At 71.4% G+C, this 18,774-nt stretch carries 15 protein-coding genes; 5 read left to right on the top strand and 10 right to left on the bottom strand.

Annotated elements, in window-relative coordinates; translation table 11 throughout:
* Positions 1-10: 10 nt before the first annotated feature.
* From chvE to KJK29_RS26620, 4 genes are all read right to left on the bottom strand, one after another.
* Positions 11-1,123 carry a multiple monosaccharide ABC transporter substrate-binding protein gene (gene chvE, locus KJK29_RS26605; protein ID WP_370869162.1) on the bottom strand — a complete coding sequence of 371 codons (1,113 nt, stop codon included), beginning with the start codon at positions 1,121-1,123 and terminating at the stop codon, positions 11-13.
* Between the two features lie 142 nt (positions 1,124-1,265).
* On the bottom strand, positions 1,266-2,234 hold the full coding sequence (locus tag KJK29_RS26610; RefSeq protein ID WP_215121664.1) for a hypothetical protein: 969 nt from the start codon (positions 2,232-2,234) through the stop codon (positions 1,266-1,268).
* Between the two features lie 118 nt (positions 2,235-2,352).
* Positions 2,353-3,405: a zinc-dependent alcohol dehydrogenase gene (locus KJK29_RS26615; protein WP_215124471.1), complete on the bottom strand. Its 1,053-nt coding sequence runs from the start codon at positions 3,403-3,405 to the stop codon at positions 2,353-2,355.
* An 11-nt stretch (positions 3,406-3,416) separates the two neighbouring features.
* Positions 3,417-4,580: a mandelate racemase/muconate lactonizing enzyme family protein gene (locus KJK29_RS26620; protein WP_215121666.1), complete on the bottom strand. Its 1,164-nt coding sequence runs from the start codon at positions 4,578-4,580 to the stop codon at positions 3,417-3,419.
* Positions 4,581-4,814: 234 nt separating this feature from the next.
* Between KJK29_RS26620 and KJK29_RS26625 the strand changes: the two genes are divergently transcribed.
* A complete protein-coding gene (locus KJK29_RS26625; RefSeq protein ID WP_215121667.1) occupies positions 4,815-5,495 on the top strand; it encodes an SCO2400 family protein in 681 nt (226 codons plus the stop codon).
* 387 nt (positions 5,496-5,882) lie between these two features.
* Here KJK29_RS26625 and KJK29_RS26630 read toward each other — a convergent pair whose 3' ends face one another.
* Positions 5,883-6,332 carry a MarR family winged helix-turn-helix transcriptional regulator gene (locus tag KJK29_RS26630; protein WP_215121669.1) on the bottom strand — a complete coding sequence of 150 codons (450 nt, stop codon included), beginning with the start codon at positions 6,330-6,332 and terminating at the stop codon, positions 5,883-5,885.
* Between the two features lie 102 nt (positions 6,333-6,434).
* Between KJK29_RS26630 and KJK29_RS26635 the strand changes: the two genes are divergently transcribed.
* On the top strand, positions 6,435-7,457 hold the full coding sequence (locus KJK29_RS26635) for an NADP-dependent oxidoreductase (protein WP_215121670.1): 1,023 nt from the start codon (positions 6,435-6,437) through the stop codon (positions 7,455-7,457).
* Between the two features lie 94 nt (positions 7,458-7,551).
* Positions 7,552-7,971, top strand: a complete 420-nt coding sequence (locus KJK29_RS26640; RefSeq protein ID WP_215121671.1) for an organic hydroperoxide resistance protein — start codon at positions 7,552-7,554, stop codon at positions 7,969-7,971.
* 68 nt (positions 7,972-8,039) lie between these two features.
* On the opposite strand, the gene KJK29_RS26645 is transcribed toward KJK29_RS26640, so the two are convergent.
* Together KJK29_RS26645 and KJK29_RS26650 are read right to left on the bottom strand one after the other, a co-directional pair.
* Positions 8,040-9,185 carry a serine hydrolase domain-containing protein gene (locus KJK29_RS26645; RefSeq protein WP_215121672.1) on the bottom strand — a complete coding sequence of 382 codons (1,146 nt, stop codon included), beginning with the start codon at positions 9,183-9,185 and terminating at the stop codon, positions 8,040-8,042.
* Entirely contained in the window at positions 9,182-11,758 is a 2,577-nt protein-coding gene (locus KJK29_RS26650; protein ID WP_215121673.1) for a M14 family zinc carboxypeptidase, read from the bottom strand. Before KJK29_RS26650 ends, KJK29_RS26645 begins: the two co-directional genes overlap by 4 nt.
* A 143-nt stretch (positions 11,759-11,901) precedes the next feature.
* On the opposite strand from KJK29_RS26650, the gene KJK29_RS26655 reads away from it, so the two are divergent.
* The gene (locus KJK29_RS26655; protein WP_215121674.1) at positions 11,902-12,735 is read left to right on the top strand and encodes an EI24 domain-containing protein; all 834 of its coding nucleotides are present in this window, start codon (positions 11,902-11,904) and stop codon (positions 12,733-12,735) included.
* On the opposite strand, the gene KJK29_RS26660 is transcribed toward KJK29_RS26655, so the two are convergent.
* Complete coding sequence (locus KJK29_RS26660; protein WP_215121675.1) at positions 12,686-13,918, bottom strand: pyroglutamyl peptidase; 1,233 nt, start codon at positions 13,916-13,918, stop codon at positions 12,686-12,688. The two genes, KJK29_RS26655 and KJK29_RS26660, sit on opposite strands and share 50 nt — an antisense overlap.
* Before the next feature lie 229 nt (positions 13,919-14,147).
* Here KJK29_RS26660 and KJK29_RS26665 point away from each other — a divergent pair, with 229 nt between their 5' ends.
* The gene (locus KJK29_RS26665; RefSeq protein ID WP_215124472.1) at positions 14,148-16,580 is read left to right on the top strand and encodes a glycoside hydrolase family 3 protein; all 2,433 of its coding nucleotides are present in this window, start codon (positions 14,148-14,150) and stop codon (positions 16,578-16,580) included.
* An 85-nt stretch (positions 16,581-16,665) separates the two neighbouring features.
* Here the strand turns inward: KJK29_RS26665 and KJK29_RS26670 are convergent, their stop codons facing one another.
* Positions 16,666-17,637 carry an aldose epimerase family protein gene (locus KJK29_RS26670; protein ID WP_215121676.1) on the bottom strand — a complete coding sequence of 324 codons (972 nt, stop codon included), beginning with the start codon at positions 17,635-17,637 and terminating at the stop codon, positions 16,666-16,668.
* A gap of 15 nt (positions 17,638-17,652) precedes the next feature.
* On the bottom strand, positions 17,653-18,540 hold the full coding sequence (locus KJK29_RS26675) for an SGNH/GDSL hydrolase family protein (RefSeq protein ID WP_215121678.1): 888 nt from the start codon (positions 18,538-18,540) through the stop codon (positions 17,653-17,655).
* Positions 18,541-18,774: the final 234 nt, after the last annotated feature.

Below are 18,774 nucleotides of genomic sequence, written 5' to 3' on the forward strand. Positions count from 1 at the left end.
GTGGCGGGGACTACTTGACGTCGCTCTCCTTGAGGTAGCCGGAGTCGATGAGCTCCTTCTGGTAGTTGCTCTTGTCGACGGCGACCGGCTCCAGCAGGTAGGCGGGGACGACCTTCGAGCCGTTGTCGTAGGTCTTGTCGTCGTTGATCTCGGGCTTCTTGTCGTTCAGCAGCGCGTCGACCATGTTCGAGGACACCTTGGCGAGCCGTCGGAGGTCCTTGAAGACGCTCATCGACTGCTGGCCGGCGATGATCGACTTCACCGAGGCGACCTCGGCGTCCTGGCCGGTGACGACCGGCAGCGGCTTGGCCTTGGAGCCGTAGTCGTCGGACTTCAGCGCCGACAGGATGCCGATGGAGATGCCGTCGTAGGGGGAGAGGACCGCGTCGACGCGCTCGCTCTTGTAGGCCGAGGTCAGGATGTCGTCCATGCGCTTCTGGGCGGTGCCGCCGTCCCAGCGCAGGGTGGTGACCTGGTTGAGCTTGGTCTGCTTGGAGCGGACGACGAGCTGCTTCTTGTCGATGTAGGGCTGCAGGACCTTCATCGCGCCGCCGAAGAAGTAGCGGGTGTTGTTGTCGTCGTTGGAGCCGGCGAACAGCTCGATGTTGAAGGGGCCCTTCTTGGAGCCGTCCTTCAGGCCGAGCTTCTCGACGATGTAGGTGCCCTGGAGCTCGCCGACCTTCTCGTTGTCGAACGAGGCGTAGTAGTCGACGTTCTGCGTGCCGAGGATCAGGCGGTCGTAGGAGATGACCGGGATGTTGGCGTCCTTGGCCTGCTGGAGCACGTTGTTCATCGACTTGTTGTCGATGGCGGCGACGATCAGCGCCTTGACGCCCTGCGTGATCAGGTTCTCGACCTGGGAGACCTGCTGGTCCGGGTCGTCCTCGCCGTAGACCAGCTTGGTCTTGTAGCCCTTGGCCTCCAGCTCCTTGACGACGTTGTTGCCGTCGGCGATCCAGCGCTCGGAGGACTTGGTCGGCATCGCGATGCCGATGGTGCCTCCCTTGGCGTCCCCGTCGCTCTCGTTGCTGCCGCCCTCGCTGTTCTGGCCGCAGGCGGACAGGGTCAGGGCGAGGGACGCGGCTCCGGCTATGGCGGCGAGAGCGGCTCTGCGGTTACGCATATTGATCATCCTTGATCTGTGTGCAGGGCTCGGTCTGGGAGGCGCGAAGTCGCTCCGGGTGGTCGTGCCGGAAAGACCGAGAAGAGATGTGTCGGATTGTGGTCGGCTGTGTCTTCTTTTGTGAAGCCGAGTTTCCGGAACGTTATGCCGAGATTTCGAACCGTTGCAGAGCGCCCGGCAGTCGGGAGCCCAGCGGGGCCATGTCGCCGTCCGCCCCGTGGCGCGCGAGGAGGTCCAGGGCGAGCCGGCCGCGCCGCACGCGTTCCTTGGCGGTGGCCAGCGTCAACTCCCGCATGTGGTGCCCGTAGGGGTAGATCCCGGGCGCCTTCGACAGGCCGAACTTCAGGTACAACGGGGCGCCGCGCCGGATGAGTTCGGCGACCTCGTACATCCGCACGTAGCCGCCGAGGTCGTCGGGGGCCTCGATGTACATGTCCATGGGAGCGCCCGACACCCGGCGGATCTCGGTGAGGTGATCGAGCGTCAGGTCACTGGGCACGTTGACCGAGTCGGCGCCGAGTCTCTCGTACACCGCGTACGCCGCCGGGTTGACGGGCCCGATGAGCGCGCTCACCTTGAGGGTCGTGTCGGCCGGGATGATGCCGGCCGCGCGCGCCCGGTGCAGGGTCCACAGCACGCCCTCGTCGGCGACGAGCAGGCACGTGACGCCCAACTCCGTGGCCCGGACGGCGTCTTCGACGCAACCGGCGACGGCGTCGTGGCCGCGGGCCCTGAGACCCGCCCCTCGCGAGTCGGTCCGGGTCGAGCCGCCGATGTCCCAGGTGCCGCGCGGGCCGGTGAACAGGCAGAGCTCGATGTCGCGTTCGGCCGTCGACTCGACCATCTCGGTGATCTCGGCGTCGGTCAGCATCCAGACGCCGCTGCCCTGGCTGATCCGGTGGATCGGCACGTCCAGCCGCGAGGCCTCCTTCAGCACCACCGCCAGCGCCTCGGGACCCTCGCAGGACGGGATCTCGGTGCGCCAGCGGCCGCCGCCGGGGAAGGAGTGCGGCGAGGCGTCGGCGGGGTCGAGGGCGGGGGCCTTCAGGCCGAGATCGGCGAGCGCCTGCTCACCGGGCCTGCGGGCTGCCGTGGCGGGAGCGTCGGTCACAGGAAAGTCCTTCGGTTCGATATTTCGGACGAGGTTCGCGGCTCTGGGTACGGCAAGGTGCGGTCAGTGGGGTACGCCGGTACGGGAGCCGTCAGGTTGCCCCCGTACCGGCGTACGTCTACGGGCGGAGCAACACCTTGCCCACCTTCGGATCACCGGCCCCCACCAGCTCGATGGCCTGCGAGAACTCGGCGAGCGGCAGCTCGTGCGTCACCAGCGGCAGCGGATCGAGCAGACCGGCGGCGAACACCCGCACCGTGTGCGCCCAGGCGTCCGGCGAAGCACCGAAGACGGTGTGCACCTCCAGCTGCTTCACGACGAGATCGGTCGGGTCGAGACCGTCCGCGCCCGGCGCCGGAATGCCCGTCAGGACCAGCCGGCCGCCCCGTCGGAGCAGGGCGGCGGAGATCCGGGCGGCGTCCGCGGAGCCGGCCGTCTCGATCACCACGTCGATGTCGTCCGGGAGTTCCTGGTCCTTCGTGAGGAAGTCCGTCGCGCCGTACTGCCGCGACAGCGCCTCACGGTCCCGGCGGGTGCCGACGACCAGCAGCTCCGCCGGCGAGTTCGCCTTGAGGAACTGCACGGCGAACATGCCGAGGGTGCCCGTGCCGACCACGGCGACCCGCTCGCCCGGCCGAGCGTTCGCCTTCAGCGCGGCGGCCGCGATACAGGCGGCGGGCTCCAGGAGCGCCGCGGCGGTCAGGTCGCAGCCGTCGGGGAGGGTGTGGAGCAGCCGGGCGGGGAGCGTCAGCGTCGTCGCCATCGCGCCCGGCTGGGTGAAGCCCGTCTCCTCGTAACCGGCCGTGCACAGCGTCGTGTCGCCCGCGTGGCAGCGGTCGCACACCTGGCAGTTGCGGAAGCCCTCGCCTACGACCTTGCGGCCGACGAGCGACTCCGGGACACCCGCGCCCACGGCCTCGACCGTCCCGGACCACTCGTGGCCCGGGGTGAGCGGGTAGCGGACGTAGCCCTCGGGGCGGTTGCCCTGGTAGACCTCGCGGTCGCTGCCGCAGATGCCGGAGGCGTGGACCCGGACCAGGGCCTCGCCGGCCTCGGGCCGCCGGGGCTCGTGCGGGACGAGGCGGTGCGCGCCCGGGGCGTCGATGACGACCGCGGTGCTCGCGGGCGGCCCTTCGGCGCTCGCGGGCGGCCCTTCGGCGCTCGCGGGCAGCCCTTCGGTGCTCACTGGCTGCCCTTGGGCTTGCGCTGCTCCCAGCCCTCCGCCCAGAGGTCGAAACGGGCCTGCTGCTGCGGGAACTCGGCGGCGGCGTCCACGTCCAGCTCGACACCCAGACCGGGGGCGTCGGAGAGGTGGAAGCAGCCGTCCTCCGGGTTCACCTGCGGGGCGCCCTTGACGACCTTCTTGATCTCCGCGTCCGCGAAGTCGTTGAAGTGCTCCAGGATCTTGAAGTTCGGGGAGGTGAAGCCGACCTGGAGGGAGGCGGCGGTCAGCACCGGGCCGCCGACGTTGTGCGGGGCCACCAGCATGTAGTGGGTCTCGGCCGTCGCCGCGAGCTTCCTGGTCTCCCAGATTCCACCGATATGGCCGACGTCCGGCTGGATGATGTCCACGGCCTGGCTCTCGAACAGCTCGCGGAACTCGATCCGGTCGTGGATGCGCTCACCGGTCGCGACGGGCATGTCGACCTTGGCGGCGACCTTCTCCAGCGCCTTGAGGTTCTCCGGCGGGACCGGCTCCTCCAGCCACGCCGGGTTGAACGGGGCCAGCTCCTTGGCCAGGCGTACGGCCGTGGCGGGGGAGAAGCGGCCGTGCATCTCCAGCATCAGCTCGGCCTCGGGGCCGATGGCGTCCCGGACGGCCTCGATGAGGGAGACGGCGTACAGGCTCTGCTGGTGGTCCAGCTCGAAGTGGCCCGTGCCGAAGGGGTCGATCTTGAGGGCGCGGTAGCCGCGCTCCATCACGCCCTGGGCGGCCTTGTGGTACGCCTCGGGGGTCCGCTCCGTGGTGTACCAGCCGTTGGCGTACGCCTTGACCTTGTCGGTGACCTTGCCGCCCAGCAACTGCCAGACGGGGACGCCGAGGGCCTTGCCCTTGATGTCCCAGCACGCCATCTCGATCACGGCGATACCGGACATCACGATCTCGCCCGCGCGGCCGTAGTCGCCGTACTTCATGCGCTTGACGAGGTCCTCGACAGCGAACGGGTCGGAGCCGAGAATGTGGTTGGCCTCGGCCTCCCTCAGATAACCGAGAAGGGCGTCGGTGTGTCCCAGCATCCGGGTCTCGCCGACTCCGGTGATCCCCTCGTCGGTGTGCACCTGGACGTACGTCAGGTTGCGCCACGGCGTCCCGACCACGTGTGTGCTGATTCCGGTGATGCGCACGGCGGTTGTCCCTCGCAGCTTCGTCGGCTCAGTTCTGTCAGTTCGACGTGTTCGAAATTTCGGCACACGTTCGAAATGCTGGCGTGACAGTAAGGACGGGGTGGTGGGAGTGTCAATGGGTCGCGCGCATAACGGTTTCGACAGTTTCGAAACCAGGGGAGAGGCGGGTCCGTGCAGAACCTTCACAGCTGGATCTAGGAACGTGACCTGTGCGGAACTTAACCTTCCCGCGACATGGACTACTGCGACCCGTGCCGACGGCACCTCAACGGCGCGCTGACGTGCCCGGGGTGCGGCACCTCGGCGGATGCGCTGCGCCGGCGTGAGCGTGAGTACGGCGATCAGGACGACTCGGGCGGGGTCGATGCCGACCGCGACGGCGACGTCTACGACGACGAAGAGCCGTTGGGGCGTGCCGCTCGGCGGCGTGGTGACGGCCCGGGCGGGGCGAGCCGGCGGGACCGGAAGGCGGCCGCGCACCGTCGGAGGCGGCGCCGGACCCTGTTCATCGCGGCGGGATTCATCCTGGCGGCGGGCGGGCTGAGCCTCGCCGAGCTGGGCATGGACGCGCCCAAGTCGACGTCGAAGCCGGCGGAAGCGGAGGGGGACCCGGCGGAGGCCGGCGAGACGATCCGCCCCGCGGGCGACAAGGCCGGGTCCGAGGAAGCGCCGAAATCCCCTTCCCCAGGTACATCTGACTCACCGTCGGCTTCCACCTCCCCGAAGCCCGAGAAGTCGAAGCCCCCCGAGCCGACCCGGCCCCCCTCGCCGGAAACGTCCCCGAACCGCCCGACCTCGGCCCCCACGACGCCCCCTCCGCCCCCGACCCGCACCGCGGCCCCGACAACCCCGACGCCGACCCCGGAACCGTCCCCGACAAGAACGTGCAACCGCTTCCTGTGGTGGTGCGCGTAGTCGCCTACGCGGTGGTGGTGGGTCGGGGCCGCGCCGGGGGGTGTCCGTCCTCGGAACGGCGCGATGGGGTGAGAGACCAATTGACTGGCGTTGACGCGCCAACCGCTGCGGGCGGACACCCCCCGACACGTCCCCTTCTCGCCGTACGCGGGTGCGGGCGCGTCCCGGCTGAGCTGCCGCCGGCCGCCGCTACGGGGGCCGCCCCATCCCGCCTAGCTGCGGGCATGCGTGCCGCTAGGGGCGGCACGGGTGGGCGCAGCGGCACCCCGCTACGCCGGGCTGCGGACCCGCCCGGCCCCGGCGCAGACGCCGAGTACCCCGCAAACCCGCCCCGCAGCAACGCCCCGGCCTCAGCGGAAGCGCCGAGCACCGATACGGGTCAGCCCGTCACGCAGCCCCCAGCATCCCCCTGAGCGCATCGCGCAACGCCACCCTCTCCCCCTCGGAAAGCCCCGCCAACGGCTCCCGCGCGAACCGCAGGGACTCCCGCAGGCTCCGGGCCACCGCCCGACCCTCACCCGTCGCCGCCGCCACCTTCACCCTCCGGTCGGCCGGGTCCGGCTGTCGTTCCACCAGCCCCCGCGCCTCCAGCCGGTCCACGATCCCCGTGACATTGGACGGCTCGCACTTCAGCCGCTGCGCGAGCCTCCGCATCGGCAGCGGCTCCAGGCACAGCAGACTCAGCAGCCGCGCCTGCGCCCCGGTCAGGGAGTGGTCCGCCGCCGCCTCCTCGTAGTCCTCGTGGAACCGGGCCACGACCTCCCCGATGAGCTCGACGACCTCGAGGGTCAGTGCGTCGGGATGGGGGGAGTCCGGGGTCGGTGAGGTGGAAACCATGCCGTCGAGGGTACCCGTTTATTTGACAACATGAAATTTCCAGGCGCATGGTTGTTTCAGTTACTGAAACATCCGCATCGAGCCAGTGAGGACAGGCGCATCATGACCGACACCCCCACCCTCCCCGCCGTCAGCCGCGAGTGGCACCTGGCGAGCCGCCCCGTCGGCTGGCCGAAGCCCGAGGACTTCGCCTTCGTCGAGGCGGAGATTCCGCAGCCCGGCGAGGGACAGGTCCTCGTGCGGAACAAGTACCTCTCCGTGGACCCGTACATGCGTGGCCGGATGAGTGACGCGAAGTCCTACGTCGCCCCGTTCGAGCTGGGCAAGGTCATGCAGGGCGGTGCCGTCGGCGAGGTCGTCGCCTCCAACGTCGACGGGCTGGCCGTCGGGGACCACGTACTGCACTTCCTCGGCTGGCGTGAGTACGCGGTCGTCGCCGCCAAGAACGCCGTGAAGGTGGACGCGGACGCCGCGCCGCTGTCGACGTACCTCGGTGTGCTCGGCATGACCGGCCTCACCGCCTACGCGGGCCTGCTGCGCACTGCCTCCTTCAAGGAGGGCGACACCGTCTTCGTGTCCGGCGCCGCCGGTGCCGTGGGCGGCCAGGTCGGGCAGATCGCCAAGCTGAAGGGCGCCTCGCGGGTCATCGGCTCCGCCGGGTCCGACGAGAAGGTGAAGCTCCTCGTCGAGGAGTACGGCTTCGACGCCGCCTTCAACTACAAGGACGGGCCCGTGAGCGAGCAGCTCCGCGCCGCCGCCCCGGACGGGATCGACGTCTACTTCGACAACGTCGGCGGTGACCACCTGGAGGCCGCCATCGGCTCCCTCAACCAGGGCGGCCGGATCGCCGTCTGCGGCATGATCTCCGTCTACAACAACACCGAGCCCGCCCCGGGCCCGCGCAACCTCGCCCGTCTGATCGCGACCCGCGGCCGTATCGAGGGCTTCCTGGTCGGGGACCACTACGACCTTCAGCCCGAGTTCGTGCGCGAGGTCGCCCCCTGGGTCGCCTCCGGTGAGCTGAAGTACCGCGAGACCGTCGTCGAGGGCATCGAGAACAACCTCGAGGCGTTCATGGGCGTGCTGCGCGGCGACAACACCGGGAAGATGATCGTCAAGCTCTGACGCCTTCTGTTGGTTTTCGGTATGCGGTAAGTTTTTTCCGAATCCGCTCGGCCCGGGCGCGAGCCGCGGCGGACGACCGAAGGAACACAACCGCATGCCGATCCAGCAGTCCGACGTCCTGTACACCGCCGTCGCCACCGCCGAGAACGGGCGCGACGGGCGCGTGGCCACCGATGACGGCCGGCTCGACGTCGTCGTCAACCCGCCGCAGGCCATGGGAGGCAGCGGCGCCGGCACCAACCCCGAGCAGCTCTTCGCCGCCGGGTACAGCGCCTGCTTCCAGGGAGCCCTCGGCGTCGTCGCCCGGGAGACGGGCGCCGACCTCACCGGGTCGACCGTCACCGCCAAGGTCGGCCTCGGGAAGAACGGGGACGGGTTCGGGATCATCGTCGAGATCTCGGCCGACCTGCCCAAGGTGGAGCCGGGTGCCGCGCGGGCGCTCGTCGAGAAGGCGCACGAGGTGTGCCCGTACTCGAAGGCGACCCGCGGGAACATCACCGTGACGCTGGTCTGACCTCAGTCGTTGCGTACGCGGAGGCCGCACCCCTGGACGTGGGGTGCGGCCTCCGCCCGTGCCCGGGGTCAGGAGGCGAGCGCCGCCCTGTGGATCGCCCGCGCCAGGCGGTCGTTCTCCGGGGCCGCCCCGCCGGGGAACGCGAACCGGCGGCGCGTGTAGCCGTAGGCGAGGCCGCTCCACGGGTCCGCGAAGGACTGCGAGCCGCTCGCGCCGCTGTGCCCGATCGTCCCCGCGCCGAGGAACGGGTGCCACGTGTCAGCCGTCGTCTGGAAGCCGAGGCCGAACGACTTGTGGGCCCGTGCCACCAGGTCGTGGCCGACGGAGTGGAACTGGCCGAACTCCGCGACCGTGTCCGGCTTCAGCAGCGGCGCCTGCTCGCCCAGACCGCTGATCGCCGCCGCGTACATCCCGGCCAGGCCCCGCGCGGACGCCACCCCGCCCACCGACGCCGGGCCCTTGGCGCGGACCAGCGGCATGTTGGGCAGCGAGGCCAGGTCGGTCGGCTCGCTCGCGTTGCGGTTGAAGGCGATCGAGGCGAGCGTGTGCGGGCCCGTCGGCGTGGCGTCGAGGAGGGCCTGCTGCTCCGGGGTCGGGATCATCGGCTGGGTGCTGCGGAAGCGGGGTTCCTGAGGGGCCGGCAGTCCGAGGTGGAAGTCCAGGCCGTACGGGGTCCGGACGCGCTCCTGGTAGATCTCCTGGAGCGTGCGGCCCGTGGCACGGCGTACCACCTCACCGGCCAGGGCGCCGGCGACCAGCGCGTGATAGCCGAACGCCGTGCCGGGACGCCAGAACGGCCGCTGGTCGGCGAGGCGTTCGGCGAGCTGACGGTCGTCGGCCAGCTCCGCCAGGCTGAAGCCGGTGTCCGTGCCGACCACGCCCGCCCGGTGCGCGAGCAGATCCCGCAGGGTCAGCTCGCCCTTGCCCTCGGCCGCGAACTCCGGCCAGTAGTACGTCACCTTGCGGTCCGGTTCGAGTGTGCCGTCCTGCACGAGGAGAGCCACGACCAGGTAGGCGGCGCCCTTCGTGGACGAGAACACGCCGTAGAGGGCGTCCGCCTCGGTCCCCGCCCACAGGTCCACGACCTTCCGGCCCCGCACGTAGGCGCACAGCTGGCCCTCGTAGTCGGGCCGTTCCCCGGCCACGAACGCGGCGAACTCCTCGCGTACCCCCTCGAAGCCGTCGGCTACGGTGCCGTGGATCTCTTGCGTCATCCGTTCTCCTCATCTGAACCGCTGTGTGCCACTGTGAACAATGCCCTCGCCACCTGCGGGAATTCCCCCTTGGGGTGGTCCCGGAAGAGGGGTTCGGTGCCGAACAGGGCCGTCCTGCCGCCGCTGACCACCGAGGCCTGCCCCGCAGCCGCCGAGGGGCCGCCGGTGCCGTCCCGGAGGGGACGCCAGTGCCCGGAGACGAGCGGATTCCCGGTCGCGTACGACTGCTCCTCGCGCACACCCGGGCCGAGGTCGGTGAACCACAGCGGGGCGTAGACGAAGGTGTGCGCGGGGGCGTCCTGGGTGAGGCGGCCCGAGTTCACCGCGCGTACGACGCCGTTGGCGTCCGGGTTGCCCTCGACCGGCTTGACGGCCAGCAGATCCGCCGCCGCGTTCAGGGCCGCTCCCGTCGCGCCCCGGCCGACCAGGCCGTGACCGTCGAGGAAGGCGTCCAGGGCCTTGCGGGCGGGGGAGGTGAGGGCGGCGTGGTCCAGGCCGGCGGAGACGAACAGCACGTCCGTGCCGGACCAGTCGAAGCCCGCGTTCAGGACGCCCGTCGAGACCGGTGTGACGTCGAAGCCCATCTCCCGCAGGGCGAACAGCTCACCCGGGGTGACGGCGGCGGCGACGCGCAGGCGGTGCAGGGGCGTCTCGCCCTTGAGTCGCGTGGCCGTGAAGGAGACGTCGTGCGCGCGGGCGGCGGTGAGCGCCGCGCGGCGTGCCGACGCCGGGACGATCGCGCTGCCGTCCCGGGCCTGCCGGACCGGGACTCCCTGCCCGAGGAGGGAGTTGAGGGCCGCGATCTCGCGCGGGTCGGTCAGGCGCAGACGCAGGGTGCCGTGCGCGGGCACGTGGGCGACGGGTGCGGCCTCGGTGACCGGGCGCAGGGGCGCGCCCCGCAGGCTGCCCGAGGTCACCCGCTCGACGGTGGCGCCCCACAGCCGGCCCAGGCTCCAGCCGGAGATGTCGTACATCACGGACACCTTGTCGCTGATGTCCCGGCCGTCGGCCAGCAGGACGTTCGCCATGCCGCGCTTGGGCTGGCGCAGGTCGACGACGTACGAACCCTCGGGATACGTCCGTCCGGCGAGGCGGAAGGGGCGGGTGGCGCGGGTGACGCGGACGTCGTTGGCGAGGAGATGGTCGACGAGGCGGGCGGCGGCCGGGGCCGAGCGCTGGGTGCGGGAGTCGCCGGGCGGGATGACGTAGGCGCGCGGGAAGTCGGTGGTGTAGACGTCCTCCGGGCCGATGCCGGGGACGCCGGGGACCGTCCTCGGTGAGACCGGCACCTGCGGGGCGCCGGCCGCGCCGCGGCGGAAGGTCTCGATCTGGTCGGCGACGAGGGTGGCGCGGTGCTCGCGGACGTGGTTCAGGGTCGCGCGGACGGCCGCGCCCGCCACGGCCGTGTTGACCGCAGAGCGGCGGCGCAGCTCCGGGACGAGGAGGGTGTCGTACTCCTCGTTGTTCACCGCCAGCGGGATCTCCACCGTGTGGGCGGCGACCGTGCCGTGGAAGGCCGCGTACTGCGGGGTGAAGATCGGCGGCCAGTCGTCCCAGCCCTCCTCCTGGTCGCGGAACGGGATCTGCGCCGGTTCCACACCGTCCTTCGCGGGCGTGTAGCCGAGGGCGTTGACGGCGGACTCCATGCCGAGGGCGTTGGCGTAGGAGTTCTTCAGGAAGAGGTCGTACTCGTAGTTCTCGCCGTGCGGGGGAGTGGTCGGCTCGATGAGCGTGCCGTTGACGTAACCGTGCAGGTCGAGCAGGACGGCCGGCTGCTTGTCCAGCTCGATCTGCCGCATCACGCGGCTCTCGGGCTGGGAGGCCGTGACGAAGTCGCGGTTCAGGTCGAAGCCGTTCGCGTTGGCGCGGGTGCCGGCGATACGGCCGTCCGGGTTGGCCGTGACGTTGAAGTACAGGCGGCTGTGCGCGAGGAGCTCCCTGGTCGCCGCGTCCTTGGCCGTCGCGAGCCGCTCGATGACCTTCAGGGAGGCGTCCGTGCCCTCCCACTCGTTGCCGTGGATGTTGCTGTTGACGAAGACCGGGGCCTTGTACGCGCGCTTGATCTCACGGGACTTCGCGGCCGTGGCGGGCGCGTTCTCGATCAGTGCGCGCATCCGCTCCTGGGCGCGGGCCTGGCGGGTGGTCTCCGGGGCGGTGACGGTGACCAGGTAGAGCCGGTGGCCGCCGGCCGAGCGGCCGGTCACCTCCACGCTGACGCGGTCGCCGAGGCGTTGCAGGGCGTTCAGCTTCGGGGCGATCGCGTGGTACGGGGTGAGCCCCAGCTTCAGGGACTTGTCGCCGGGGTTCTCCGGGCCGGGGGAGAGGACCTGGCGGCGCGGATAGCCGCGGGTGGCGGTCGCGGGGGCGGGGGAGGTCTCGTCGGCCAGGGCGCGTCCGGCCGCGCTGGCGGGTGCCCGGGCGGCCGCGCGGTCGTCGACGGCGGCGCCCTCCCGGACGACGGGCTTCGGGTCCGCGCCGGCGGCGTGCGGGGCGAGCAGGGGTAAGCCCGCCGTCGCGAGACCGAGGGTGACGATCAGTACAGGTCTCGCAGGAACGGTTCTCGTGGTGCGCACGTGTACCTCCTCCTGGGCTTACTGAGATCGGTACGGCGAGGTGTACCGGTTCGACTCAACGGCAACAAGTGCGCGTCGGTGTCACCGCTGACCCGGATGGCCCCTGCGGAGGGCGTCCGGGCCTGCCCCGATAGGGTTTTCCCATGCGCGATCTCGGGGTGGGCTTCCAGTACCTGCTGAAGGGCCAGCGATGGGTGGCCCGGCACGGCAAGCAATACGGCTTCGGGCTGCTCCCGGGCCTGATCACCCTGGTCCTGTACGCGGCGGCGCTGGTCGCGCTGGCGCTGTGGGGCCAGGACGCCGTCACCTGGGCGACGCCGTTCGCCGACGACTGGTCCAGCCCCTGGCTCGGGCTCTTCCGCGGCTTCCTGACCGCCGTGCTGTTCGCCCTCGCCCTGCTCCTCGCCGTCGTCACCTTCACCGCGGTGACGCTGCTGATCGGGCAGCCCTTCTACGAGAGCCTCTCCGAGAAGGTCGACCGGGACGTGTCCCCCGACGGCCACGCCCCCGAGTCGGACCTGCCGCTCTGGCGCGAACTGTGGATCTCCGGCCGCGACAGCCTGCGCATCGTGGTGCGGGCCGCCCTGTGGGGTGTGCTGCTCTTCGCCTGCGGTTTCATCCCGGTGATCGGCCAGACGGCCGTACCGGTGCTCGGGTTCTTCGTCACCGGGTTCTTCCTGACCGAGGAGCTGACCGCCGTCGCCCTCCAGCGCCGGGGCGTCGACCTGCGCACCCGCCTGGGCCTGCTCCGCTCCCGCAAGACCCTGGTCTGGGGCTTCGGCACGCCGCTGGCCGCGGCCTTCCTGGTGCCGGTCGTCGCGGTGTTCCTGATGCCGGGCGCGGTCGCGGGAGCCACCCTCATGGCTCGGGAACTGCTCGGTGAGGACATTCAGGAGGGTGGCTCCGCCGTGGAGGGCGACGGGGACGTCAGCTCTCTTCCGCAGCCGCCTTCAGGATGGCCCGCACCTGGGCGATGATGTCCAGCCGGTTCCGCACGAACTCCGGGTCGGTGACCTCGGTGGTGTTCCCGGCGCCGAACTGGAGCACGGGCGTGTGCACATGCCCGCCCGGCAGCCGGTCGTGCAGCCCGAGCCGGTCCCGCAGCAGCGTCGCCCGGTAGGCGATCTCGTTGGAGAGGTAGTCCCCGCCGCCGCCCTGCCGTGCGGTCGAGCCGGGGGTCGGCCCGTCGGGGCGTACGACGGGCTGGGTGCCGCCCGCCGGGATCTCGGTGACGCTCGTGTTGTCGTACACGGGGAAGCGGCCGGTGTTCGCGTCGACGATCGCCCGGTAGGGCAGCGTGGTCGTCGTCCACTGCGGCTGTGAGGCCGGGTCGGTCACGGGGACGGTCTCGGTACGGCCGATGGTGTCGTTGTCCCCGAAGCCGCCCCGCCAGGCCCCGTTGGTCCGCTCGATGTCGAACTTCCCGACCCGGCCCTGGCTCACGGTCGTGAACAGGTCGACCTTCGGCAGATACGGCCGCAGCGTCCGCTCCACCGTCCCCTCCGTGAAGTCCTGCCAGCGCACCGGGAACACGGCCGTCTCGATCCGGGCCGGGCCGTCCGCCGTCTCGATGACCGTGCCGTCGAGGGCGAGCGCGGTGGCGCCGGACGGGTTGGAGATACGGATGTCCCGGTCCAGGGTGAACGGGTCGAAGCCGGTGAGCAGGATCCGCTTCAGGCCCTTGCCGTGCGGATACCGGATGGCGTTCTGGCCGCGTGAGGTGCGCTCCAGCTCGTCCAGCAGCGCGGCCCGCTGTCCGTCCGTCAGCCCGAACTCCGGCTCCCAGGTCCGCACTTCACGCGTCATGCCGAGGCGGGCCCAGTACAGCGGCCGGTCGTCGTCCCGGCTCAGATCACCGACCGCCGGTCCACGCCCCTGCGCCCGGTCCACCGCACGCCGCCAGAGCTGCGCGCCCTCGGCCGCGACGGCCCGGCGGGCCTCCCCGTAGGACCGGGCCCCGTCCAGCGCCCGGACCAGCCGCGGGGCCACGGTGTCGAACCCGGAGCGGCGCAGGATCTCCTGCGGGACCGCCTTGCCGAGCCGCTGCTCCTCGACGGTGGGAGCGGGGGCCGTCTCGGCGGCGCTCGCGGTGGTGGGGGTGGTGAGACCGGTCAACAGGGCGAGACCGAGGACGCCGAGGCGAACGCGTATGGAATTCAAGGAGGTTCAGGCCTTCCGTCACGGTGGGGGTACTGCGGTGGCGTGGTGCCGGACGGCCGCAGTATCGCGTGACGGGAGTGATCTACGCCATGGGTGCTCAGTCGGTGCTCTCGTTTGCCTTGGGCTCAACTATTGGTCGCCGTCCCGAGTCCTTCGCATTCTGCCGAGGCAGGATGAGGACGTACTCGACTGCAACGAGGAGGCCGGCGTGGCGGATACAGCACAGGCGATGCAGGACGCGGCCCGCGAGGCCGCCGTCGAGGCGGCTCTCGGCAAGCTCGATCTGGACGCCAAGGCACGGCTGCTGGCCGGGCGGGACATGTGGAGCCTGCCCGCGCTGCCGGAGGTGGGGCTGGGCTCGCTGGTGATGTCCGACGGCCCGATCGGCGTCCGCGGGGTGCAGTGGAGCGCCGACGATCCCTCCGTCGCGCTGCCCTCACCGACCGCCCTCGCCGCCACCTGGGACCCCGGACTCGCGTACCGGGCAGGGGTGCTGCTGGCGCAGGAGGCCCGCCGCAAGGGCGTCCATGTCCTGCTCGCCCCCACGGTCAATCTGCACCGCTCCCCGCTCGGCGGCCGTCACTTCGAGGCCTACAGCGAGGACCCGTACCTCACGGGCCGGATCGGCACGGAGTACGTCCGGGGCGTCCAGTCCGGCGGCGTCGGCACCACCGTCAAGCACTTCGTCGCCAACGACGCCGAGACCGACCGCCTCACGGTGAACAACCTGGTGAGCGAACGCGCCCTGCGCGAGCTGTACCTCGCCCCCTTCGAGGCGATCGTCGAGAACGCCCACCCCTGGGGCATCATGACCGCCTACAACTCCGTCAACGGCACGACGATGACCGAGCACCACCACCTGGTCAACGAGGTCCTGCGCGGCGAGTGGGGCTTCGACGGGATCAACGTCTCCGACTGGACCGCCGCCCGCTCCACCAGCGGCGCCCTCGCCGGCGGCCTGGACATCGCGATGCCCGGCCCGCGGACCGTCTACGGCGAGGCCCTCGCGCAGGCGGTCCGGGACGGCGAGGCGGACGAGGCCCAGGTCGACGAGGCCGTCCGCCGCGTCCTGCGCCTGGCCGCCCGGGTCGGCATCCTGGACGGCGTCGAACCGGTCGTCACCGCACCGCCCGCGCCCGTCGACGGCGAGGCGCTCGCCCGCGAGATCGCCCGCCGCTCCTTCGTCCTCGTCCGCAACGAGCGTGGCGCGCTGCCGCTGAGGCCCGGCAGCGTCGCGCTGATCGGAGCCGCCGCCCGCGACGCCCGCGTCCTCGGCGGCGGCTCCGCCACGGTCTTCCCCGCCCGGACCGTCTCCCCGCTCGACGGCCTCACCGCCGCCCTCCCCGACGGCGGCCTCACCTACTCCCTCGGCGCCGACCCGAACACCGAACTCCCCGTCGCCGACCCGGGCTTCGCACTGCGCGCCGTCTGCCGCGACAGCGACGGCACCGTCCTCGGCACCCGCTCGGCCCCCAGCGGCCACATCCAGTGGATGGGCGACGACCTGCCCGACGGCGTCACCCACGACACCCTGCACAGCGTCGAACTGACCGGCACCCTCACCCCGCGCGAAACCGGCACCCACACCCTCGGCTTCAAGGGGCTCGGCCCCTTCAGGCTGACCGTCGCGGGCACCACGTACTTCGACGACGTCCAGCGCCCCGCCGAGGACGGCGACCCCTTCGCCGCCTTCTTCGGCGCCCCGGTGCCCCACGCCCGCGTCGAACTCACCGCGGGCGAACCGGTCGAGGTCTCCCTCACCTACACCGTCCCGCCGCCCGACGGGCACCCCATGCGGGTCATCGGCTTCACCCTCGCCCACCAGGACCCGCAGCGCGACCCCGACGAGCTGATCGCCGAGGCCGCCGCTGCCGCCCGCGCCGCCGACACGGCCGTCGTCGTGGTCGCCACCACCGACCGCGTCGAGTCCGAGGGCTTCGACCGCACCGACCTGCGTCTGCCCGGCCGCCAGGACGACCTGGTCCGCGCCGTCGCCGCCGCCAACCCGAACACCGTCGTGGTCGTCAACTCCGGCTCCCCGGTGGAACTGCCGTGGCGCGACGACGTCGCCGCCGTGCTCCTGAGCTGGTTCCCCGGCCAGGAGGGCGGCGCGGCCCTCGCCGACGTCCTCACCGGCGCCCACGAGCCCGGCGGCCGCCTGCCCACCACCTGGGGCTCCCTGACCGACGCCCCGGTCACCCAGGTCGTGCCGGAGGACGGCGAACTCCCCTACGAGGAGGGCGTCTTCATCGGCTACCGCGCCTGGGAGCAGCAGGGCCGCACCCCCGCCTACCCCTTCGGCCACGGCCTCGGCTACACCGACTGGACCTACGAGTCGGTCGAGGTCGCCGGGAGCGCCGAAGGGACCACCGCGACGGTCCGCCTCCGCAACACCGGCGACCGCCCCGGCCGCGAGACCGTCCAGCTCTACCTCGCCCCGAGCGAGCCCGGCCCCACCCGCCCGGCACGCACGCTGGCCGGCTTCGCGAGCGTCGAGGCCGCACCCGGCGAGACCGTCGAGGCGACGGTCGTACTGCCGCGCCGCGCCTTCGAGACCTGGGACGAGACGAACGCCTCGTGGTCGTTTGTGAAGGGTTCGTACGAGATCCAGGTGGCGCGCTCGATCACCGACCGCAGGATCACGGCGACGATTAACGTCTGACCGGGACGCGTTCCCCACTGAGCAGCCCCGGTCCGGGACCTGACCCCTGGACCGGGGCTCGTGAGTTCTTGTCCGAGCCCCTGATTCAGCGCGTGCCGAACCCGTACACCGTCTCCGAGCGGAACACCTCGCCCGGCCGCAGCACCGTCGTCGGGAAGTCCGGCCGGTTCGGGGAGTCGGGGAAGTGCTGGGTCTCCAGCGCGATGCCGTCGCCGGGCGCGAAGGGCTCGCCCAGGTGGTCGGCGGTGTACAGCTGGAGTCCGGGCTCGGTCGTCGCCACCGTCAGCACCCGCCCCGACGCCGGGTCGTGCAGCTCGGCGACCTCCACCGGGACGTCCGCCACGCCCTTGTCGAGCACGAAGTTGTGGTCGTAGCCGGAGCCGACCTTGCGGGCCTCGCGGAAGTCGAAGCGCGTGCCGGTCACATCCTCCAGGTCGCCGGTCGGGATCAGATCCGCGTCGACCGGCGTGTACCGGGAGGCGGCCAGCCGCAGTTCATGGCCGCCCGCGTCACCGGAACCGCCCAGGTTGAAGTAGCTGTGGTTCGTCAGGTTCACCACGGTCGGCGCGTCCGTCACCGCCTCGTAGGCGATCCGCAGCGCGCCGCTCTCCAGCAGCGTGTACGTCGCCGAGACCTCCAGCAGCCCGGGGAACCCCTCCTCGCCGTGCGGACTGACCCGGGTGAGCCGCACCCCGTGCTCGACCGGGGCCGCGTCCCACACCCGCTGGTCGAAGCCGTACACCCCACCGTGCAGCGAGTTCGGCGCGTTGTTCGGTTCCAGAGCGTACGTACACCCGTCCAGCGGGAAACGGCCGCCGGCGATCCGGTTGGCGTACCGCCCGACCAAAGCCCCCAGGTAGGGCCCGGGGTGGGCGAGATAGCCCTTGAGGTCCGGGAACCCCAGCACCACATTCCCGGCCCGGCCCGCCCGGTCCGGCACCTCGACGGACTGCACGATCCCGCCGTACGACAGCACCCGCACCCGTACGCCCGCCCGCTCCAGGGTCCAGCGGTGCACCGGCGTGCCGTCGGAAAGTGTGCCGAAGAGTTCGTTCATGTGCGGAACTCTAAGTCAGCGGCCCTTCGCTGTGACGGTGCGGTACGCGATCTCCGCCAACCGGGCCTGTCCGTTCACGCTGGGGTGGAAGTAGTCCCAGCGGCTCAACTGAGCCGTGCCGAAGCGGTAGTCGTGCACCGCGCCCCCGTCGTACCGGCACCGCTCGTCCTCCGCGCAGACCTCCCTCAGGACCTTGTTGTAGTCCTCCACCCGCTTCTGCACCGTGTCCCGCCGCAGGGTCGCCGCCGAGTCCAGGGCGTCCGCGTCGCCCAGCATCGACGGGCAGATGCCGAGCTGCCACACCTGCTTGCCCAACGGGCTGTTGCGGCCCTGCGACCACAGCCGCTTCAGGTTCGGCACGCTCGCCACGAACACCTGGGCCTTGGGCAGGGCTTCGCGCAGGGTGCGCAGCGCGTCCTCGAAGTCGCTGCGGAAGGCGGAGATCGGGGTCATCGCCGCCGCGGAGGACCGGCAGGCGTCGTTCGCCCCGGCCATCACCGTCACCAGCTGCGGTTTCCGCCGCACCGCCTGGGTCATCTGCCCGGGCAGATCGGCCATCCGGGCCCCGGTCACCGCGTGGTTCCAGCTCCGCTCGGCGGCCTTGCCCTTCCCCAGCAGCCGGACGGCGAGCGAGTCCACCTCGGGGCTGACGCCGGTCGCCCAGGACGCCTCCGGGCAGTCCTGCAGCACATCACAGGCGTCGAAACCGCGCGTGATGGAGTCACCGACGGCGGCGATAGAGCTGGGGCTGCTGTCCCACAGCGGAGTGGGCTTGGGCGACGGCTCGGCACTGGCCGACGGGGCGGGGGAATTGCCCCCCACGGCGTCACATCCCGTGACTCCCAGGGCAGTCGCCACGGCCACGGCGGCAACGATCCGTGAGCGGTGGCTTCGCTTCCGCATGCCTGTTCCATCCCCTCGCCGCGCCATGGCTGTCTCCCCACCCATTAACAACGCACGAGGGTTCCCGACCGATCAGGTGCAACGGCTCACACCCGTACAAGCGTCCCCCTGGGTGAATGGTGGGCGTTTCCCGGCACCTGGACCGACCGTACGTCACACTCCTTGCGCCACCGCACGGTAGCCTCGCCATCAACGTGACCCGCCCGGTCACAGCCGTTCCGCCCGTTCAAAGAT

It is taken from the genome of Streptomyces koelreuteriae (assembly GCF_018604545.1).
In the GTDB taxonomy this organism is placed as follows: domain Bacteria; phylum Actinomycetota; class Actinomycetes; order Streptomycetales; family Streptomycetaceae; genus Streptomyces; species Streptomyces koelreuteriae.

Bases quoted from the DNA above. Each gene is read 5' to 3' on its own strand.
- chvE (WP_370869162.1), bottom strand. From the start codon at position 1,123: ATGCGTAACCGCAGAGCCGCTCTCGCCGCCATAGCCGGAGCCGCGTCC.
- KJK29_RS26640 (WP_215121671.1), top strand. From the start codon at position 7,552: ATGCCGATCCAGCAGTCCGACGTCCTGTACACCGCCGTCGCCACCGCC.
- KJK29_RS26630 (WP_215121669.1), bottom strand. From the start codon at position 6,332: ATGGTTTCCACCTCACCGACCCCGGACTCCCCCCATCCCGACGCACTG.
- KJK29_RS26625 (WP_215121667.1), top strand. From the start codon at position 4,815: ATGGACTACTGCGACCCGTGCCGACGGCACCTCAACGGCGCGCTGACG.
- KJK29_RS26670 (WP_215121676.1), bottom strand. From the start codon at position 17,637: ATGAACGAACTCTTCGGCACACTTTCCGACGGCACGCCGGTGCACCGC.
- KJK29_RS26645 (WP_215121672.1), bottom strand. From the start codon at position 9,185: ATGACGCAAGAGATCCACGGCACCGTAGCCGACGGCTTCGAGGGGGTA.
- KJK29_RS26635 (WP_215121670.1), top strand. From the start codon at position 6,435: ATGACCGACACCCCCACCCTCCCCGCCGTCAGCCGCGAGTGGCACCTG.
- KJK29_RS26655 (WP_215121674.1), top strand. From the start codon at position 11,902: ATGCGCGATCTCGGGGTGGGCTTCCAGTACCTGCTGAAGGGCCAGCGA.
- KJK29_RS26675 (WP_215121678.1), bottom strand. From the start codon at position 18,540: ATGCGGAAGCGAAGCCACCGCTCACGGATCGTTGCCGCCGTGGCCGTG.
- KJK29_RS26665 (WP_215124472.1), top strand. From the start codon at position 14,148: ATGCAGGACGCGGCCCGCGAGGCCGCCGTCGAGGCGGCTCTCGGCAAG.